The organism is Acinetobacter lwoffii (assembly GCF_024129855.1).
Taxonomy (GTDB): Bacteria; Pseudomonadota; Gammaproteobacteria; order Pseudomonadales; family Moraxellaceae; genus Acinetobacter; species Acinetobacter lwoffii_L.
Map to the genome: position 1 here is coordinate 330,948 of NZ_JAMXXC010000001.1, position 16,003 is coordinate 346,950.

The window sequence follows — 16,003 nt, forward strand, 5'->3', positions numbered from 1 at the left end:
ACAAATTACTTAGTCATCAACGAATTAAAATATTTTAGAGGATAGCAACGTGCGCCGCACCTTTACATGGTTACCCTGGGTGTTACTGATTTTAGTCATTATCGGTTTTTTGGGGTGGCAACAACTACAAAAACCAAAGGCACCAGTTGCGCCAGATGGTGTCAAAATGCCTGCTGAAAAAGTAGAGCCGTTGATTGATACGTCGCGCTCAGGAGGCGTGGTCTCCTATAGTGCTGCTGTAAAAGTGGCAGCACCCGCTGTCGTGAATATTTTTACTACCCAAAAAGTCAAGCAACAGGCGCATCCTTTACTGACCGATCCGGTATTTCGTGAATTCTTTGGCGATCAGTTGCCTGACCAGTATGGACAAAGCCCGAATGAAAACAGTTTAGGTTCGGGTGTAATTGTACGTCCAGACGGTTATATCCTGACCAATAACCACGTGATTGCACAGGCCGATCAGATTGTAGTGGCTTTGCAGGATGGACGTCGTGCTGAAGCCAAGGTGGTCGGAACTGATCCGGATACCGATCTGGCTGTGATCAAGATTGAACTGACGCAATTGCCAGTTTTGCCATTTAAACTCAGTGGCAATGAAGTCGGTGATGTGGTTCTGGCCATTGGTAATCCTTTTGGTGTTGGGCAAACCGTGACGCAGGGGATTATCTCGGCAACGGGCCGTTCAGACTTGGGTATTAATACCTATGAAGACTTTGTGCAGACTGATGCTGCAATTAACCCGGGTAACTCGGGTGGTGCGCTGATTGATGTCGCCGGTAATTTAATTGGTGTGAATACTGCAATCTTCTCGCAGTCTGGTGGTTCGCTGGGGATTGGTTTTGCCATTCCGGCCAAAATCTGTCAGCAGGTGATGAATGCCATTTTGAAAGATGGCCGTGTGGTTCGTGGCTGGTTAGGGATCAGCTTATTACCTGCAGAGCGTGATGATGTTCTGCAACCTAAAGAAAAAGGCGTAACCGTCGCAGAAGTGCTCCCAGATGGACCTGCTGCCAAAGCGGGAATCCAGCGTGGTGATAAAATTATGAAAGTAAATGAGGAAGAGATTAGTTCCGCCTCACATCTGATTAATTTTGTGGCTTTGCAAAAGCCAAACAGTACCATTCAGATTGAAATTGAGCGGGCAGGGAAAACCATGATGCTAGAAGTTGTGGTGACTGAACGTAAGGCACAAGACAGTGCTTCACAATATATTCCTCTGCCAGGCCAATAATTTTGATTAAAAAAAATCCCTCATGATGAGGGATTTTTTTTATACTTTCTTTCAGCATGTTCTGATACAAAAGTGAAATATTAAGCGTTTTATAAATCATTTAGCTTAGTGAAATAACATTAAAAGAGAAAATAAAAATGAATTTTATGACGGCAGATCAGGCCAAAATTTTATCCAATGTTGCTAACCTGGATATTGAAATGTACAAGCCACGTCTGGCGCAACTGATTGAAGATAATGCCCGGCAAGGCAATACAGCGGTACTGACAGTTTTTCCCAAACATCTGCCTTTGGAAGAAATTCGGGGTCTTTCGGCAGAGCTGACTGAGCTCGGTTATAACGTGCGTTTTGAGGTACAGGAATTTTATTATAGCTTTAATGTCTACTGGCTATAATTTTATCAATTGTTCAAAAATACTTCTATTCAGGCATATATCTTGCTGCGTTCATCTCATAGTTAAAATATGAGAGTGATATGTCTTTATCTATTCATCTTGCAGCACAGGCAGATGCACCTTATATGGTGCTTTCGTCCGGATTGGGCGGACATGCCAGTTTCTGGAATCCTCAAATTAGAGTTTTACAGCAGCATTTTCATGTAGTCACTTATGATCAGGAAGGCTGTCATTCAGATTCTGAGCTATTGCCCACGTCTTATTCGATCGACCATATGGCCGGCCAGATTCTGGATTTATTGATCAATGATGGCATTCGAGAGTTTCATTTCATCGGGCATGCATTGGGCGGACATATCGGCATGCAATTAGCGACCTATCAGGCTGAAAGAAAGTTTAAGCTACTCAGTCTGACCATGTTAAATGCTTGGGGAGAGCTGGATGCTCATACTCAGAAGTGTTTCGAAGCCCGGACTTCGTTATTGCTCAATAGCGGGGCAGAGGCATATGTGAGAGCACAGGCTTTATTTCTTTATCCGCCGCAGTGGATTTCAACCCATATTGATCAGTTAACCGAAGCAGAAAATAAGCAGCTCCTTGACTTTCCACCGATCCAAAATGTTCTGGCACGCCTACAAGCCGTGCAGGCTTTTAAACTGAACACAGAGCATCAGCAAGCATTAAAAGATGTTCCTATACATCTAATTGCCAATCAGGATGATTTTCTGGTGCCTTATCAACGGTCACAGCAATTACAGCAATGCCTGCCGCATAGTCATCTCAGTTTACTCGCTACAGGTGCACATGCTTCCACCGTGACCGAGACAGATCAGGTGAATCAACTGATCCTTTCCTTCCTGATTTCCCCTTAGTTTGAAGATTTTTTTAAAGCCAGACCTCGTGTCTGGTTTTTTATTTTTTCTAATCAATCATTTTTGTAGCATCAGCATGGTTTTTACTTCGAATTGATGCATGAACTGCAAATGCAAAAATTGCTACGAGTGCACTTGAATGAAACAATATGTTCAAAATTGACTCATAGGTAAAAATGGTTATTTTACTAAAAATTCAAAAAATAAAATATTAAGTAATTGATAATTATAAATTAAATATAGTTGGCACACGCTTTGCAATGTTTATCTTGTAAATAAAATTCCCGAAGTGGAATCAGAATTTTGAATAAGTGTTAAAAATAATGAGGTGTGAAAATGAAAATAGGTGTCTTCTGTCCAATCGGAAATAATGGCTGGTTACTCTCTGAAAATGCACCGCAGTACATGCCGACTTTTGAGTTAAACAAACAAATCGTACAGCGTGCTGAGCACTATGGTTTCGATTTCGCACTTTCTATGATCAAGCTGCGTGGCTTTGGTGGCAAGACTGAATTTTGGGAACATAACCTGGAAACGTTTACCCTGATGGCAGGTCTTGCGGCTGTCACCAGCAAAATTAAAATTTTCGCAACTGCCGCAACTCTGGTGATGCCACCTGCAATTGTCGCGCGCATGGCATCAACCATTGATTCGATTTCAAATGGCCGTTTTGGTCTGAATGTCGTAACTGGCTGGCAGCCACCTGAATATACCCAAATGGGTATGTGGCCAGGTAATGACTATTTTGGCAAACGCTATGAATATCTGTCTGAATATGTACAAATTCTGCGTGAACTTTGGGCGACTGGTAAATCAGACTTTAAAGGCGAACATTTCCAGATGGAAGATTGCCGTGTTAGCCCACGTCCACAAGCCGACATGAAGATTATCTGTGCAGGTCAATCTGATGCAGGTTTAGAGTTTTCTGCACAATATGCTGACTATAACTTCGTGTTTGGTAAAGGCCTGAATACTCCAACAGCTTATGCAGAAATTAATGACCGCCTCAAAGAAAAAACAGATGTGACTGGCCGTGATGTACAGACTTATGTGCTGTTTATGGTGATTGCTGCAGAAACTGATGAAGAAGCGCAAGCCAAATGGCAGCACTATAACGATGGTGCTGATATGGAAGCGATTAACTGGCTGATGAATCAAGGCGGTAAAGATACCACTTCCGGTGCAGACACCAATATCCGTCAAATGGCTTCTAGCGTATCTCCAGTGAATATCAATATGGGTACGCTGGTGGGTTCTTATGAAAATGTGGCACGAATGTTGGATGAAATTGGTGAGATCAAAGGTACGGAAGGCGTACTACTAACTTTTGATGATTTTATTCAAGGGGTTGAAGACTTTGGTCAAAAAATCCAGCCGCTAATGAAATGCCGTGATCATATTGTCATTGAAGATGAAGCGCCAGTTTTGGAGAAAAGCGCATGAGTGAATCAGTCGTAACAGCCGGTTTTACGGAAAAACTCGGCACAGGAAAAACGCTTAAAGCGGAACCCGAAGCGATTTGTCTTGCACCAGAACAGACAGCCTTGATTGTGATTGATATGCAAAATGCCTATACCTCTCAGGGTGGCTATCTGGATCTGGCGGGCTTTGATGTCTCGAAAACCAAGCCCGTGGTTGAAAATATTAAAAAGGCCGTTGATGCCGCACATGCAGCCGGTATTCAGGTGATTTATTTCAAAAATGGCTGGGATGCAGAATATAAGGAAGCGGGTGGTAAGGACTCTCCAAATTTCCATAAATCCAATGCCTTAAAGACCATGCGTAAACGTCCTGAATTACAGGGGCAATTGTTAGCAAAAGGTGGTTGGGATTTTGAGCTGATTGATGAGTTAAAACCACTGCCACAAGACCTGGTGATCGAAAAGCCACGTTATAGCGGTTTCTTTAATACCGCGCTGGACAGCATGTTGCGTGTAAGAGGAATTCGCAATCTGGTCTTTGTGGGGATTGCCACCAACGTGTGTGTGGAGTCGACACTACGTGATGGCTTCTTCTTAGAATATTTTGGTATCGCACTTGCTGATGCCTGCCATCAGGCCGGTCCAGTCGAAGCGCATGAAGCCAGTCTGTATAACATCAAGACTTTCTTTGGCTGGGTATCAGATACCAAAAATTTTGTAGAGACCTTTCAAAAAGAAAGTGAGTCACTAAAAGAAACTAAATTAGCTGTAAGCGCATAAAGAATTAAAGAACAGAATTAAGGAAAAAATAGTATGCCTAAAGAAATCATTATTCCAGCAGGAACATCGAAACCATTAGCACCGTATGTACCGGCAACCAAGGCAGACAATATCGTGTATGTATCCGGTACATTAGCTTTTGATGAAAATAATAATGTGGTGCATGTCGGTGATGCGGCAGCACAAACCCGTCATATTCTGGAAACCATCAAGCGCGTGATTGAAGAAGCTGGGGGAAGCATGGATGACGTCACTTTCAATCATGTGTTTGTCAAAGACTGGGCCGATTATGCCGCAATTAACACAGTTTATGCAGAGTATTTCCCGGGAGATAAACCGGCACGATATTGCGTACAGACTGGCTTGGTAAAACCGGATGCGCTGGTCGAAATTGCTTCGATTGCCCATGTATAAGCCGAACCATCTGATTCAATTTCATTTATATCAGCCCTAAATCTGTCACTGGAAACTGACTTGGGGCGGAGGAGAACAGCATGAATGCCAAATTGTCTAAAATCATCGACGAAGCAGTTGCAGAAAACAGTGCATTAAATAAGGTTTTAAAGGCTGAAACCGATGCTGAAGTATTTACTCAGGTCGACCAGCAGACTTTCCGTCAGGGCATGTCCAATCTGGGTGCGGCAGTGAATGTGATTACTACACAAGGTTGTGCAGGCATGGCTGGATTTACCGCATCCGCCGTGTGCAGTGTGACTGATACGCCACCGACTTTGTTGGTCTGTCTGAACCGTTCAGCATCAGTTTACGAAACTTTTAAAAATAATCAGGTGTTGTGTGTGAATACCTTAGCTTCACATCAGCAGCATCTATCCAATCTGTTTGGTGGAAAAACACCGATGGCAGAGCGTTTCAGTCAGGGGAACTGGAAAACTTTGCTGACCCAGTCACCTGTACTTGAGGATGCCTTGGTCAGTTTTGATTGTGAGGTGGTGCAGCAATTATCCATCGGCAGTCATGATGTGCTGTTCTGTGAAGTGAAAGCCATGTGCCAGCGTCAAGGCAATGCGCTGATGTACTTTAACCGTTCTTACTGTGAGCCACACAAAATGTGCTAAATCAATTCAGTCCTAATCAAGGAGGGGAAGCTCATGCAAGAAAAAGAAACGTGGTTTCCAAAATTTAAGCCTTACCAAGGCAATATCGATACCACCCCAGTTCAAACAGATGAATATCTGCCGGCTGGTAAAAGTATTATTCTGGGGTTGCAGCATGTGTTTGCCATGTTTGGGGCAACCGTGCTGGCACCGCTATTAATGGGGTTTGATCCCAATCTCACGATTTTTATTACCGGGATTGGCACCATTTTATTTTTCCTGATCACGGGCGGTCGATTGCCTAGTTATCTGGGATCCAGCTTTGCCTTTATTGGTGCGGTCGTCGCAGTTACAGGTTATTCCGGAGTTGGTGCGAATCCTAATATCGGACTGGCGCTTGGCGGTACGATTGCTTGCGGTATTGTCTATGCCTTGATTGGTCTGCTGGTCATGAAAACCGGTACCAACTGGATTGAAAAACTGATGCCGCCAGTAGTGACAGGCGTGATTGTGATGATCATTGGTTTGAACCTGGCGCCAGTCGCAATTAAGAGTGTTTCAGCGAACCAGTTTGATTCGTGGATGGCATTAATCACCATTATCTGTATCAGTGTGATTGCTGTGTTTACCCGCGGAATGGTGCGCCGTTTGCTGCTGCTGTTGGGTTTATTGTCTTCCTACCTGATTTACTTCCTTTTCACAAACGTCATGGGCTTCGGATCTGCGATTGATTTTACCAAAGTCAGTGAAGCAGCATGGTTTGGTTTGCCGAATTTCCAGAGTCCGGTCTTTGAAATGAATGCCATGCTGATGATTGCACCAGTGGCAATTATCTTGGTTGCAGAAAATCTAGGGCACTTTAAGGCAGTCTCTGCGATGACCGGTAAAAACCTGTCTCCATATATGGGTCGTGGTTTCTTTGCTGATGGGGTGTGTACTTCATTGTCCGCTTCTGTCGGTGGTACAGGTATGACCACTTATGCCGAAAATATCGGTGTCATGGCAGTCACCAAAGTTTATGCAACGACTGTATTTGTCTTTGCTGGTATCTTCGCCATTTTGCTCGGACTTTCACCTAAATTCGGTGCAGTGATCAGTACCATTCCAGTGGCCTTGTTGGGTGGTGCATCGATTGTCGTATTTGGTCTGATTACTGTGGCTGGTGCGAAAATCTGGGTAGATAACCGTGTTGATTTCACCAAGAACAGTACGCTGATTATTGGTGCAGTCTGTCTGATCATGGGCACAGGCAACTATAGCTTGCAGATTGGTGGTTTTGATCTGGGGGGTATTGGTACCGCAACTTTAGCTGCAATTCTATTAAATCTATTTCTGAACCGTGGTGAAGATAAAGAATTGCCAGCCTCTGAACCAGCTGAAACCGTAACCGAGGTCGAGGCTAAGCCAGTCGCTTAATATGAGGAGCATTTTTTGAGTCATACAATTGCATTTTTAGGACTCGGGGCAATGGGCTGGCATATGGCCTCCCATTTGCCAAAACTCGGACATCAGGTTTGGGTCTGGAACCGGACTGAACAGAAAGCTGTAGCGCATGCTGAAACTTTTGCAACGCAGGCAGTGAGTATTGAGCAGGCGGTTCAGGCAGATTTTATCTTTTCCTGTTTGCCGACCAGTCAGGATGTGGAAGCATTGATTGCAGCTCATCCACCCAAACAAGGTGCAATCTGGATTGACTGTACCAGCGGGGTGCCGGAATCTGCACAGAAACTGGCGAAGCTCTTGGAGCAACAAGGTAGTTTTTATCTGGATGCACCGGTTTCTGGCCAAACCGTTGGCGCAGAAAAAGGCACTTTAACTGTGATGGTCGGAGGCAATGAACAAGCCTTTGAACAAGTCAAGCCGATCATTGATGCCTTTGCAGGTTTGATTGAATATGTGGGAGAAAGCGGTTCTGGTTTTGCGGTGAAAGCCGTGAATAATACCTTAATGGCGACTCACTTATGGGCATTGGCTGAAGGGCTGACTGTGCTGAAAGGGCAGGGCGTTGATTTAAGCAGTGCACTAAACTGTATTAATCATTCCAGTGGTAAAAGCAGCATGTCGGAAAATATCATGGCACAGCGTGTACTGAGCCGTGAGTTTCACAAGACCTTTGCGCTGGATTTATTGCAGAAAGATATTGGTATTGCCTTGGAACTGGTGCAGCAACAGCAACTGGATTTAACGGTGATGTCTTTGGTTCAGCAGGAGTTTCAGCAGATTTCCAACCCACAGGCCAGCCAGCTGGATTTCTCCGCTGCGGTGCAAGGCTTGGAGCAACGTACTCAAATTGAATTAAGAGGATAATCTTTTCAAACAATATTAAAGACAGTGTTAAAGAAGTTATAGCTATAGATATATCATTTTAAAATTTAAAAAGCCGGGAATTTTAATTCCCGGCTTTATTTATTCATTAAGCAGCTCAATAGCCTAAGTAAATCTTAATTCTGCTGATTTGCCTGATATTCCTGAATCACTTCAAGCGCTGCACGGAAGGCTTCCTGAGTAGCAGGGGCACCGCAGTAAGGCAGGCTATGCAGTAGCACTTCCTGAATTTCTTCAACTGTTGCACCATTATTCAAAGCGCCACGAACATGGCCTTTCAATTCAGTTGGGCTTTTTTGCGCGGTAAGAAAAGCAATGGTAATTAAAGAACGGTATTTACGTGGTAAAATCCCTTCACGTTGCCAGGTTGAGCCCCAGGCATGTTCATTAATCCAGTCCTGCAAAGGCTGAGTAAAAGGAACCGTATTGTCCTGAGCACGTTTTACAAAACTTGCACCCATCACTTCAGTACGGACTTTCAAGCCATTTTCATAATCTTGTTGTGACATCATTGACCCTCAATTTTATTATGGGTCTAGCTTAACGTTTAATATCTTAAATACCATCGTGCAATAGTCGTAAAAAAGTGGCTGAATAGCCACTTGTGATATTCCAAAGTGAAATCAGGAAATAACCTTACTTTGGAAAGCAAGATCCGATTTAGATAAGAGATCTATCTAAGGACTGGTTGAATGTGAAGGTGCACTTTGAACTGAAGTATCAGTACCTGTTGCATCTGCTTTCGAAATATGAGGATTTTCAAGTTCCAATACTTCCTGTAAATGCAGATCGAAGACATCAGTCAACATGCTATCATAGCGACGTGCATTATAGTGCAGCAACTTATTCGCTTCTTCTTCATTAATAAAGCCTTGTTCATGCGCATCAGCCACATGATCAGCAAAACTAAGTCCTTTAAATTGACCTTTGTTTTCGGCTTTCTTAAAGCGATCCCAAAGCTGCTCAATTTCCAATAACATGGTGAAGGTTGATTCCATACGACCATTCACATCATCTTCCGCTGTGCTATAGAAAACATGCTTTTTCAGTACTTTCCGGAAAGCGTTATCTTCCATCATGACATTTGCGACTTCCTGTTTAAGTCGGTCAGATGGCTTCGCGACAGGTCGGCCAAATGGGAAACAGATGAGCTTAACCATGCCAGCAGCAATACCCACCGGGAAGTTCGCAAACAGGTCATAAAAGGCTTCCTGCGCTGTATACAGAGACTTTTCTACCGCAAGCTGTGCATGTAAACGCTCATCTTCAGTCTTTTTGCTATGCTCAAAATATTTCAGAATTGAGGAAGCAATAAACAGATGTGCATGAATATCGGCCAGACGACCCGAAAGCATTTCCTTACGTTTGATATCCCCTGCGAGTAAACCTAGGCACATATCCGCAGTTAAAGCAAAGTTGGCACTCAGCCGATTAATGATCTTATAATAAGGCTGAGTGAAATCAACCGCACTTTGCGGCGCAGCACTTGAGCCACCTGTAAAGGCATAGGCAAAGGAGCGAGCAGTCCGGTTAAAGGTGTAACCCAAATGCTTAAACAGCAAGTTATCAAAAGGATTTAGAGCCGCTGCCGGATCTTCTGCTTGTAAGAGCTGTAATTCTTCATAAAGATAAGGATGGCAACGCATTGAACCCTGACCGAAAATCATCAGGGAACGACTAAGAATATTGGCGCCTTCAACCGTAATAGAGACTGGAATTGCCTGATAATAAGGCGCCAGAAAGTTACGCGGACCCATCTGAATGGCGCGGCCACCGACCACATCCATACCGTGATTGACCACTTTACGCATGCCTTCAGTTGCATAGTATTTGGCAATCGCCGTCATTACGGCAGGCTTGCCACCCTGATTCAGACCACAGGTCACCAGATAACGGAAAGCTTCCAGCATATAGGTATCACTGGCGATTTCACTGGTGGCTTCCTGTACCCCCTCAAACTTACCGACTGAAATTTTGAATTGCTGACGGATACGAGAGAAAGCACCTACATTTAAATAAGTCATTTCTGCTGTAGACGTAGACAGCGCTGGTAGGGAAATGCCACGACCAACTGCCAGACATTCCATCAGCATGCGCCAGCCTTTACCGGCATTTTTGACGCCACCAATAATCCAGTCCAGTGGAATAAACACATCCTTACCTTCAACAGTACCATTCATGAATGGCGGTCCCGGGTTATGCCGTGGTCCCACTATTACGCCTTCATGACTGGCAGGGAGCAGGGCACAGGTAATGCCGTATTCAGTCTGTTCACCCAAGAGATGATCGGGGTCATACATTTTAAAGGCCAGACCCACCACTGTCGCAATTGGTGCCAAAGTAATCCAACGTTTAGAAAAATTCATTCTCAAGCCTAAGACTTCCTGACCTTCAAACTGGCCATAGCAGACCACGCCCGTATCAGGAATCGCACCGGCATCGGAGCCGGCTTCCGGACTAGTCAAACCGAAACAGGGAATTTCTTCGCCTCGGGCCAGACCCGGCAGATAACGGTCTTTCTGTTCTTCGGTACCATAATGCAGTAACAGCTCGCCTGGTCCGAGTGAGTTCGGTACCATACAACTCACGGCTGTGGTCAGAGATCGCGAAGCAATCTTGCTCATCACCCGACTTTGGGCAAAGGAGCTAAAGGCACGACCGCCGTATTCTTTGGGAATAATCAGGCCTAAGAAACCATGTTCCTTAATATATTGCCAGACATGATCAGGCAGCGCTTTCTGCTCATGGATTTCCCATTCATCCAGCATGCTGCACAAGGTCTCAACCTCATTGTCCAGAAAAGCTTGTTCTTCTAGCGATAATTTGGGATAGGGATAACTGTTAAAGGTTTCCCAGTTCGGTGCACCCATAAACAGTTCTTTTTCCCACCAGCTGGTTCCGGAGTCCAGTGCTTCACGTTCTGTCGGGCTGATACTCGGCATGGCATTGGCCAGTGCTTTATAGGCCGGTTTAGAAATGAACGACATACGTAAAGGGTCGATCATCACCGCAAGGCTAATCAGGATCAGCGGAATGCCGAGAATAAGTGACCATGGGCTAATAAAGGCACAGACTACTGACATGACAATTAGTGCAATTGCACCCGCGCTACGGGAGAGCTGAAAATAGAAAACCGCCCATAAACTAAGTAATAGCAGTAGTACAGCAAATATAAATAGCATTGTTATAGTTCTCCAGATTTATACAACGCTGCCTGTGCCGAGATCTCATAGAATTTTTGTCACAGTTCATTCATTTTTTTTGTCGCTTGAGGATCGGACAAGTTCAGCATTGCACGTGTGAGAATGATCGTTTTCAACTCTTGCAACGATATTTTTAAATCTTTCATCTATTTTTGAGATTGTTTGAAAAATGCTCAGTCTTCAAGTGAGAACGCGCAAAGAAATGTGAAGATAAGTAATGACTTAATCTTATCTAAAATAAAAAATGGGGTTTAAGGCTGAGTAAAATTTTAAATATGGATATTAAAAAGCCCTCTACTTGAGAGGGCTTTTATTTCATTGGTTTAAACAGGATTAAGCTTCAATGGCCTGAACTGCAATTTTTTTGGCAGGATCCACTTTACGGCGCACTGCTGGAACTGGTTCGCCGTAATATTGGCGGTCAGCAAAGTAGCTTGAACGAACCATTGGTGCTGCCCAGATATTGCGGAAGCCCAGTTTTTGGCCATGTTCGGTATAACGTTCGAATTCTTCAGGTGTCACAAAGCGATCAATCGCTGCATGTTCTTTTGAAGGCTGTAAATATTGACCAATCGTCACATAATCTACGCCATGTGCATGCAGATCATCAAGCAGGGCAAGCACTTCTTCTTCAGTTTCACCAATGCCGACCATCAGACCACATTTAGTTGGTACGTCCGGGCAGTATTCTTTAAACATTTTCAGCAGGTTTAAAGAGTGCTGATAGTCAGAACCTGGACGCATGGCTTTATACAGACGTGGCACTGTTTCGATATTGTGGTTAAACACATCTGGCGGGCATTCAGTCATGATGCGCAGCGCGATATCCATACGACCACGGAAATCTGGCACCAGAATTTCCAGCAGGGTATTCGGGCTTAGAGCACGCGCTTCTTTAATACAATCGACAAAATGCTGTGCACCGCCATCCAGTAAATCATCACGGTCTACCGAAGTGATCACTGCATATTTCAAACCCAGATTGGCAATAGTTTCTGCCATATGACGCGGTTCATCTGCATCGAGTGCATTTGGACGGCCATGAGCCACATCACAGAACGGACAACGACGGGTACAGATATCGCCCATAATCATGAAAGTCGCAGTACCGCCACCAAAACATTCAGGCAGGTTTGGACAGGCGGCTTCTTCGCACACCGTATGTAATTTTTGCTGACGTAGTGTGGTTTTAATACGTTGAACTTCTTCAGGTGCCGCCATTTTCACCCGGATCCAGTCCGGCTTACGTGGCGTTTCAACCGTAGGAACAACTTTTACAGGAATGCGGGCAACTTTTTCCGCACCGCGAAGTTTGACGCCCTGTTCAGGTTTACGGTTTTCAGACATATTCAACTTTTCCACTGTTTTTGAAGGGGGAGATACTCAAAGATAGCGCAGTTATTATAACGGACTTCGTTCTAAATAGGGCAAAAAGGGGTATTCATTTAAAAAATGTTCTTATCAAGCAATATATGTGAGTTAAATACACCAAATCAACAGGATTTACGTCATAATAAGAGTGTAGATTAAAGTGAATTTTTTAATTTTGAGGAGCGTTGAATGCCACGTAAAAAAGAGGTCGTTAGTGGGACTTTCGTTAAATATGATGCGGTAGTTCTAGGTTCGGGCCCTGCGGGCGAAGGCGCGGCAATGAAACTTGCCAAATCTGGTAAGCGTGTTGCAATCGTTGAGATGCGTGAACAGCTGGGTGGTAACTGTACCCATGTCGGTACGATTCCAAGTAAAGCATTGCGTCAAACAGTATCCAGTATTATCCGTTATCAACGTGATCCACTGTTTCAAAAAGTTGGGGACTGGAAGCAGTTCACCATGAAGCAAGTGTTGCGTCACGCACATAAAGTTATTCAACAACAAGTAGATACACATTCACGTTTCTACGACCGCAATAAAATTGATATTTATCATGGTCGTGCTTACATTCAGGATCAAAATACCATTTTTGTATTTAACCCAGATGGCATTAAAGAAACGCTGATGTTTAAGCAACTGGTCATTGCCAGCGGCTCGCGTCCATATCGTCCAGACATTCTTGATTTTAATCATCCGCGTGTATTTGATTCAGACAAAATTCTGGATCTGGACTATTCCATCCAGAAAATCATTATTTATGGCGCAGGTGTAATCGGTTGTGAATATGCCTCGATCTTTATTGGTCTGGGACATAAAGTTGACCTGATCAACACCCAGCACAAACTTTTAAGCTATCTGGATGATGAAATCTCTGATGCACTGTCTTATCACTTGCGTGAACAGGGTGTATTGATTCGTCATAATGAACAGATCGACTTTTTAGAAACATTTGATGACCATGTGGTGATGCACACCCAAAGCGGCAAGAAAATCAAAGCTGATGCAATTTTGTGGTGTAATGGCCGTTCAGGCAATACCGATGGTCTAGGTCTTGAAAATGTTGGCCTGAAACCGAACAGCCGTGGTCAATTGACTGTGAATGATCAATATCAGACTGAAGTTGAAAATATCTATGCTGCCGGTGATGTGATCGGCTGGCCTTCGCTAGCCTCTGCTGCCTATGACCAAGGTCGTTGCGCGGGTGCCAACATGAGCGGCGAGAAAGACGTTGCACCGGTGACTGATATTCCAACCGGGATTTATACCATTCCTGAGATTTCTTCGATTGGTAAGACTGAACAGCAGCTGACTGAAGAAAAGATTCCGTATGAAGTCGGTCAGGCATCATTCCGTCATTTGGCACGTGCACAGATTACCGGTGATACCATGGGCGAATTAAAGATTCTGTTCCATCGCGAAACGCTAGAAGTTTTGGGTGTACATTGCTTCGGTAACAATGCCTCTGAAATTATCCATATTGGTCAGGCGGTCATGAACAGCCCGAATAATACGATCAAGTACTTTGTAGAAACCACGTTTAACTATCCGACCATGGCGGAAGCGTATCGTGTAGCGACACTGAATGGTATGAACCGTTTATTCTAAGTGAGATATTTGACTTAGACAGAAAAACCGCAAGTCTTCACTTGCGGTTTTTTTATTGGAATTGATTAAGTCAGTCGAGTTGATCAAATTGAATTTTTAAGCAGCCATTTTTCGGCATTCTTCAACACAGCGGCGGCATGCTTCGGCACATTGCTGACAATGTTCATGTTGGTGCTTGCCACATTCTTCTGCACAGTAGTCACATGCTTTGGCGCAAAGTTCACATATCTCATGCATGAATGGAGACTGCTTTTGTTCCATACGGGCACACAGCTGACAGATATCTGCACAATCCAGACAGCGCTGGATACATTCCCGCATCATGTCTAAATCTTCTTCTTTAAGACAGGCACTGGCACAGTTAGCGCATGCCAGGGAACAGTTCATACAGGTTTGAACACAATCTGAAAATTGAAGCTGATTCATTGTCGTTTCCTCTTTCCATAGGTTTATTGCTGATTTTCTAATACGCTAAGCAGAAAAAGGAAAATACACTAGGCAGATTAGGTGAGGAAAAGTAAACAGGCACTTTGTTTTGTTAAAGGATTTACTTCCATATTTATATTCAGAACCAAGGATGTTGATTGTTTGAAAAAATAAAAAACCATTGAGGCGGTCAAAGTCTCAATGGTACAGGATTTAAATATGAGTCATTATTATCGAAGGTTGTAATGTCCTTTCTTATTATTCGGATTTTCTGGTTTTTAAAATGGGCGGCTACCGGCCAGACTGATGCGTTTCAATAAACGGCGCTGATCCGCCGGGAATGGACGGCGTGAGTGCAAAGTCACCTGATTGTCCCAGAACACGATATCGCCCACTTCCCAATGATGTTCATAAGCGAACTCAGGTTTTGAAATATGCTCACGTAATTTTTCGATCAGTTGACTGCCAGCCTGATCATCATAATTGACCAGCTCGACCTCGGTATGCGTGTTTAACCAAAGCGCTTTACGGCCAGATTCAGGATGGGTCCGCACCAGTGGGTGCGGATAGGCATGACTTAATATGGGCTGATCTTTAAAGCGATACAGCGGACTATTACCGTAACCTTGATCAACAGCCTGATCTTTAGTTTTTTGATGGCGCACAAAAGGGTTATAAGTAATCAGTTGCAGCTGATCGATCTCTACCTTGGTTGCTTCATCGAGTGCATCATAAGCTTTAATGGTATTGATCCAGCTGGTCTGTCCGCCGTCCTGAGGCAGTTCAATGGCATACAGAAGGGAACCAAAAGAAGGTAGGGGCGTCCATTGATGATCGGCATGTGGAGTCAGTTCACCATGCCCGGTGTAATCTCCCTGACCAACAGCATTGGAAACCGGCACGACATCGGGTGGAACACCGCTATCGGACTGCGCAGCCAGTACCGGTGTATCTGCACCGGGACGGAAAATGGAACCGAAATAAGTTGAAAACGCCAGATACTGTAAATCATCCAGACTTTGCTGCTTAAAGATCAAAATCAGATGCTCGGCCAGCGCCTGTTTTAACTTTAAAATGGTTTTGGATGATTGGGCTTTACGGGCATCCAAGCCATAGACCACTGCGCCTAAGGCCTGACCGGTTTGCGGTACAATCTTGATTTCAGCCGGATGTTGAAATTGATCTTGCTGATGCCAGCGTGGAGCATCATGAATCGCTTGTGAAAGTTGGGTTAAGCTGGTCATTATCAAGTCTCAGAATTTTCTTGTTGATCAAAATCTAAGAAAATTCCGGACTGAAATAAAACCAAAAGAAATGAT

At 44.1% G+C, this 16,003-nt stretch carries 15 protein-coding genes; 10 read left to right on the plus strand and 5 right to left on the minus strand.

Annotation, left to right across the window (positions count from 1 at the left end):
- Nucleotides 1-49: 49 nt before the first annotated feature.
- The 9 genes from NI465_RS01665 (at nucleotide 50) to NI465_RS01705 (ending at nucleotide 8,061) form a co-directional block, all read left to right on the plus strand.
- Entirely contained in the window at nucleotides 50-1,231 is a 1,182-nt protein-coding gene (locus NI465_RS01665; RefSeq protein WP_148334389.1) for a S1C family serine protease, read from the plus strand.
- A 137-nt stretch (nucleotides 1,232-1,368) separates the two neighbouring features.
- Entirely contained in the window at nucleotides 1,369-1,626 is a 258-nt protein-coding gene (locus tag NI465_RS01670) for a hypothetical protein (protein WP_148334390.1), read from the plus strand.
- 80 nt (nucleotides 1,627-1,706) lie between these two features.
- Nucleotides 1,707-2,498: a pyrimidine utilization protein D gene (gene rutD, locus NI465_RS01675; RefSeq protein ID WP_004646489.1), complete on the plus strand. Its 792-nt coding sequence runs from the start codon at nucleotides 1,707-1,709 to the stop codon at nucleotides 2,496-2,498.
- 336 nt (nucleotides 2,499-2,834) lie between these two features.
- A complete protein-coding gene (gene rutA, locus NI465_RS01680; protein WP_004646490.1) occupies nucleotides 2,835-3,941 on the plus strand; it encodes a pyrimidine utilization protein A in 1,107 nt (368 codons plus the stop codon).
- Complete coding sequence (rutB, locus tag NI465_RS01685) at nucleotides 3,938-4,699, plus strand: pyrimidine utilization protein B (protein ID WP_004646492.1); 762 nt, start codon at nucleotides 3,938-3,940, stop codon at nucleotides 4,697-4,699. Before rutA ends, rutB begins: the two co-directional genes overlap by 4 nt.
- A 33-nt stretch (nucleotides 4,700-4,732) precedes the next feature.
- Nucleotides 4,733-5,113 carry a pyrimidine utilization protein C gene (gene rutC, locus NI465_RS01690; RefSeq protein ID WP_004810557.1) on the plus strand — a complete coding sequence of 127 codons (381 nt, stop codon included), beginning with the start codon at nucleotides 4,733-4,735 and terminating at the stop codon, nucleotides 5,111-5,113.
- 80 nt (nucleotides 5,114-5,193) lie between these two features.
- Nucleotides 5,194-5,775: an NADH-dependent FMN reductase RutF gene (rutF, locus tag NI465_RS01695; RefSeq protein ID WP_253144083.1), complete on the plus strand. Its 582-nt coding sequence runs from the start codon at nucleotides 5,194-5,196 to the stop codon at nucleotides 5,773-5,775.
- Nucleotides 5,776-5,808: 33 nt separating this feature from the next.
- On the plus strand, nucleotides 5,809-7,170 hold the full coding sequence (rutG, locus tag NI465_RS01700; RefSeq protein WP_253144085.1) for a pyrimidine utilization transport protein G: 1,362 nt from the start codon (nucleotides 5,809-5,811) through the stop codon (nucleotides 7,168-7,170).
- A 51-nt stretch (nucleotides 7,171-7,221) separates the two neighbouring features.
- On the plus strand, nucleotides 7,222-8,061 hold the full coding sequence (locus NI465_RS01705; RefSeq protein WP_253144097.1) for an NAD(P)-dependent oxidoreductase: 840 nt from the start codon (nucleotides 7,222-7,224) through the stop codon (nucleotides 8,059-8,061).
- A gap of 134 nt (nucleotides 8,062-8,195) precedes the next feature.
- On the opposite strand, the gene NI465_RS01710 is transcribed toward NI465_RS01705, so the two are convergent.
- From NI465_RS01710 to lipA, 3 genes are all read right to left on the minus strand, one after another.
- Nucleotides 8,196-8,588, minus strand: a complete 393-nt coding sequence (locus tag NI465_RS01710) for a carboxymuconolactone decarboxylase family protein (RefSeq protein ID WP_004782744.1) — start codon at nucleotides 8,586-8,588, stop codon at nucleotides 8,196-8,198.
- 168 nt (nucleotides 8,589-8,756) lie between these two features.
- Nucleotides 8,757-11,261: an acyl-CoA dehydrogenase gene (locus NI465_RS01715; RefSeq protein WP_086043990.1), complete on the minus strand. Its 2,505-nt coding sequence runs from the start codon at nucleotides 11,259-11,261 to the stop codon at nucleotides 8,757-8,759.
- Between the two features lie 354 nt (nucleotides 11,262-11,615).
- On the minus strand, nucleotides 11,616-12,629 hold the full coding sequence (gene lipA / locus NI465_RS01720; protein ID WP_005246834.1) for a lipoyl synthase: 1,014 nt from the start codon (nucleotides 12,627-12,629) through the stop codon (nucleotides 11,616-11,618).
- A 213-nt stretch (nucleotides 12,630-12,842) separates the two neighbouring features.
- Between lipA and sthA the strand changes: the two genes are divergently transcribed.
- Complete coding sequence (sthA, locus tag NI465_RS01725; protein WP_004646501.1) at nucleotides 12,843-14,258, plus strand: Si-specific NAD(P)(+) transhydrogenase; 1,416 nt, start codon at nucleotides 12,843-12,845, stop codon at nucleotides 14,256-14,258.
- Nucleotides 14,259-14,354: 96 nt separating this feature from the next.
- On the opposite strand, the gene NI465_RS01730 is transcribed toward sthA, so the two are convergent.
- On the minus strand, nucleotides 14,355-14,684 hold the full coding sequence (locus tag NI465_RS01730; protein ID WP_071851891.1) for a four-helix bundle copper-binding protein: 330 nt from the start codon (nucleotides 14,682-14,684) through the stop codon (nucleotides 14,355-14,357).
- A gap of 278 nt (nucleotides 14,685-14,962) precedes the next feature.
- Entirely contained in the window at nucleotides 14,963-15,928 is a 966-nt protein-coding gene (locus NI465_RS01735; protein ID WP_086043988.1) for a TauD/TfdA dioxygenase family protein, read from the minus strand.
- Nucleotides 15,929-16,003: the final 75 nt, after the last annotated feature.

Bases quoted from the DNA above. Each gene is read 5' to 3' on its own strand.
- NI465_RS01670 (WP_148334390.1), top strand. From the start codon at position 1,369: ATGAATTTTATGACGGCAGATCAGGCCAAAATTTTATCCAATGTTGCT.
- rutD (WP_004646489.1), top strand. From the start codon at position 1,707: ATGTCTTTATCTATTCATCTTGCAGCACAGGCAGATGCACCTTATATG.
- rutA (WP_004646490.1), top strand. From the start codon at position 2,835: ATGAAAATAGGTGTCTTCTGTCCAATCGGAAATAATGGCTGGTTACTC.
- rutB (WP_004646492.1), top strand. From the start codon at position 3,938: ATGAGTGAATCAGTCGTAACAGCCGGTTTTACGGAAAAACTCGGCACA.
- rutC (WP_004810557.1), top strand. From the start codon at position 4,733: ATGCCTAAAGAAATCATTATTCCAGCAGGAACATCGAAACCATTAGCA.
- rutF (WP_253144083.1), top strand. From the start codon at position 5,194: ATGAATGCCAAATTGTCTAAAATCATCGACGAAGCAGTTGCAGAAAAC.
- rutG (WP_253144085.1), top strand. From the start codon at position 5,809: ATGCAAGAAAAAGAAACGTGGTTTCCAAAATTTAAGCCTTACCAAGGC.
- NI465_RS01705 (WP_253144097.1), top strand. From the start codon at position 7,222: ATGGGCTGGCATATGGCCTCCCATTTGCCAAAACTCGGACATCAGGTT.
- NI465_RS01710 (WP_004782744.1), bottom strand. From the start codon at position 8,588: ATGTCACAACAAGATTATGAAAATGGCTTGAAAGTCCGTACTGAAGTG.
- NI465_RS01715 (WP_086043990.1), bottom strand. From the start codon at position 11,261: ATGCTATTTATATTTGCTGTACTACTGCTATTACTTAGTTTATGGGCG.
- lipA (WP_005246834.1), bottom strand. From the start codon at position 12,629: ATGTCTGAAAACCGTAAACCTGAACAGGGCGTCAAACTTCGCGGTGCG.
- sthA (WP_004646501.1), top strand. From the start codon at position 12,843: ATGCCACGTAAAAAAGAGGTCGTTAGTGGGACTTTCGTTAAATATGAT.
- NI465_RS01730 (WP_071851891.1), bottom strand. From the start codon at position 14,684: ATGAATCAGCTTCAATTTTCAGATTGTGTTCAAACCTGTATGAACTGT.
- NI465_RS01735 (WP_086043988.1), bottom strand. From the start codon at position 15,928: ATGACCAGCTTAACCCAACTTTCACAAGCGATTCATGATGCTCCACGC.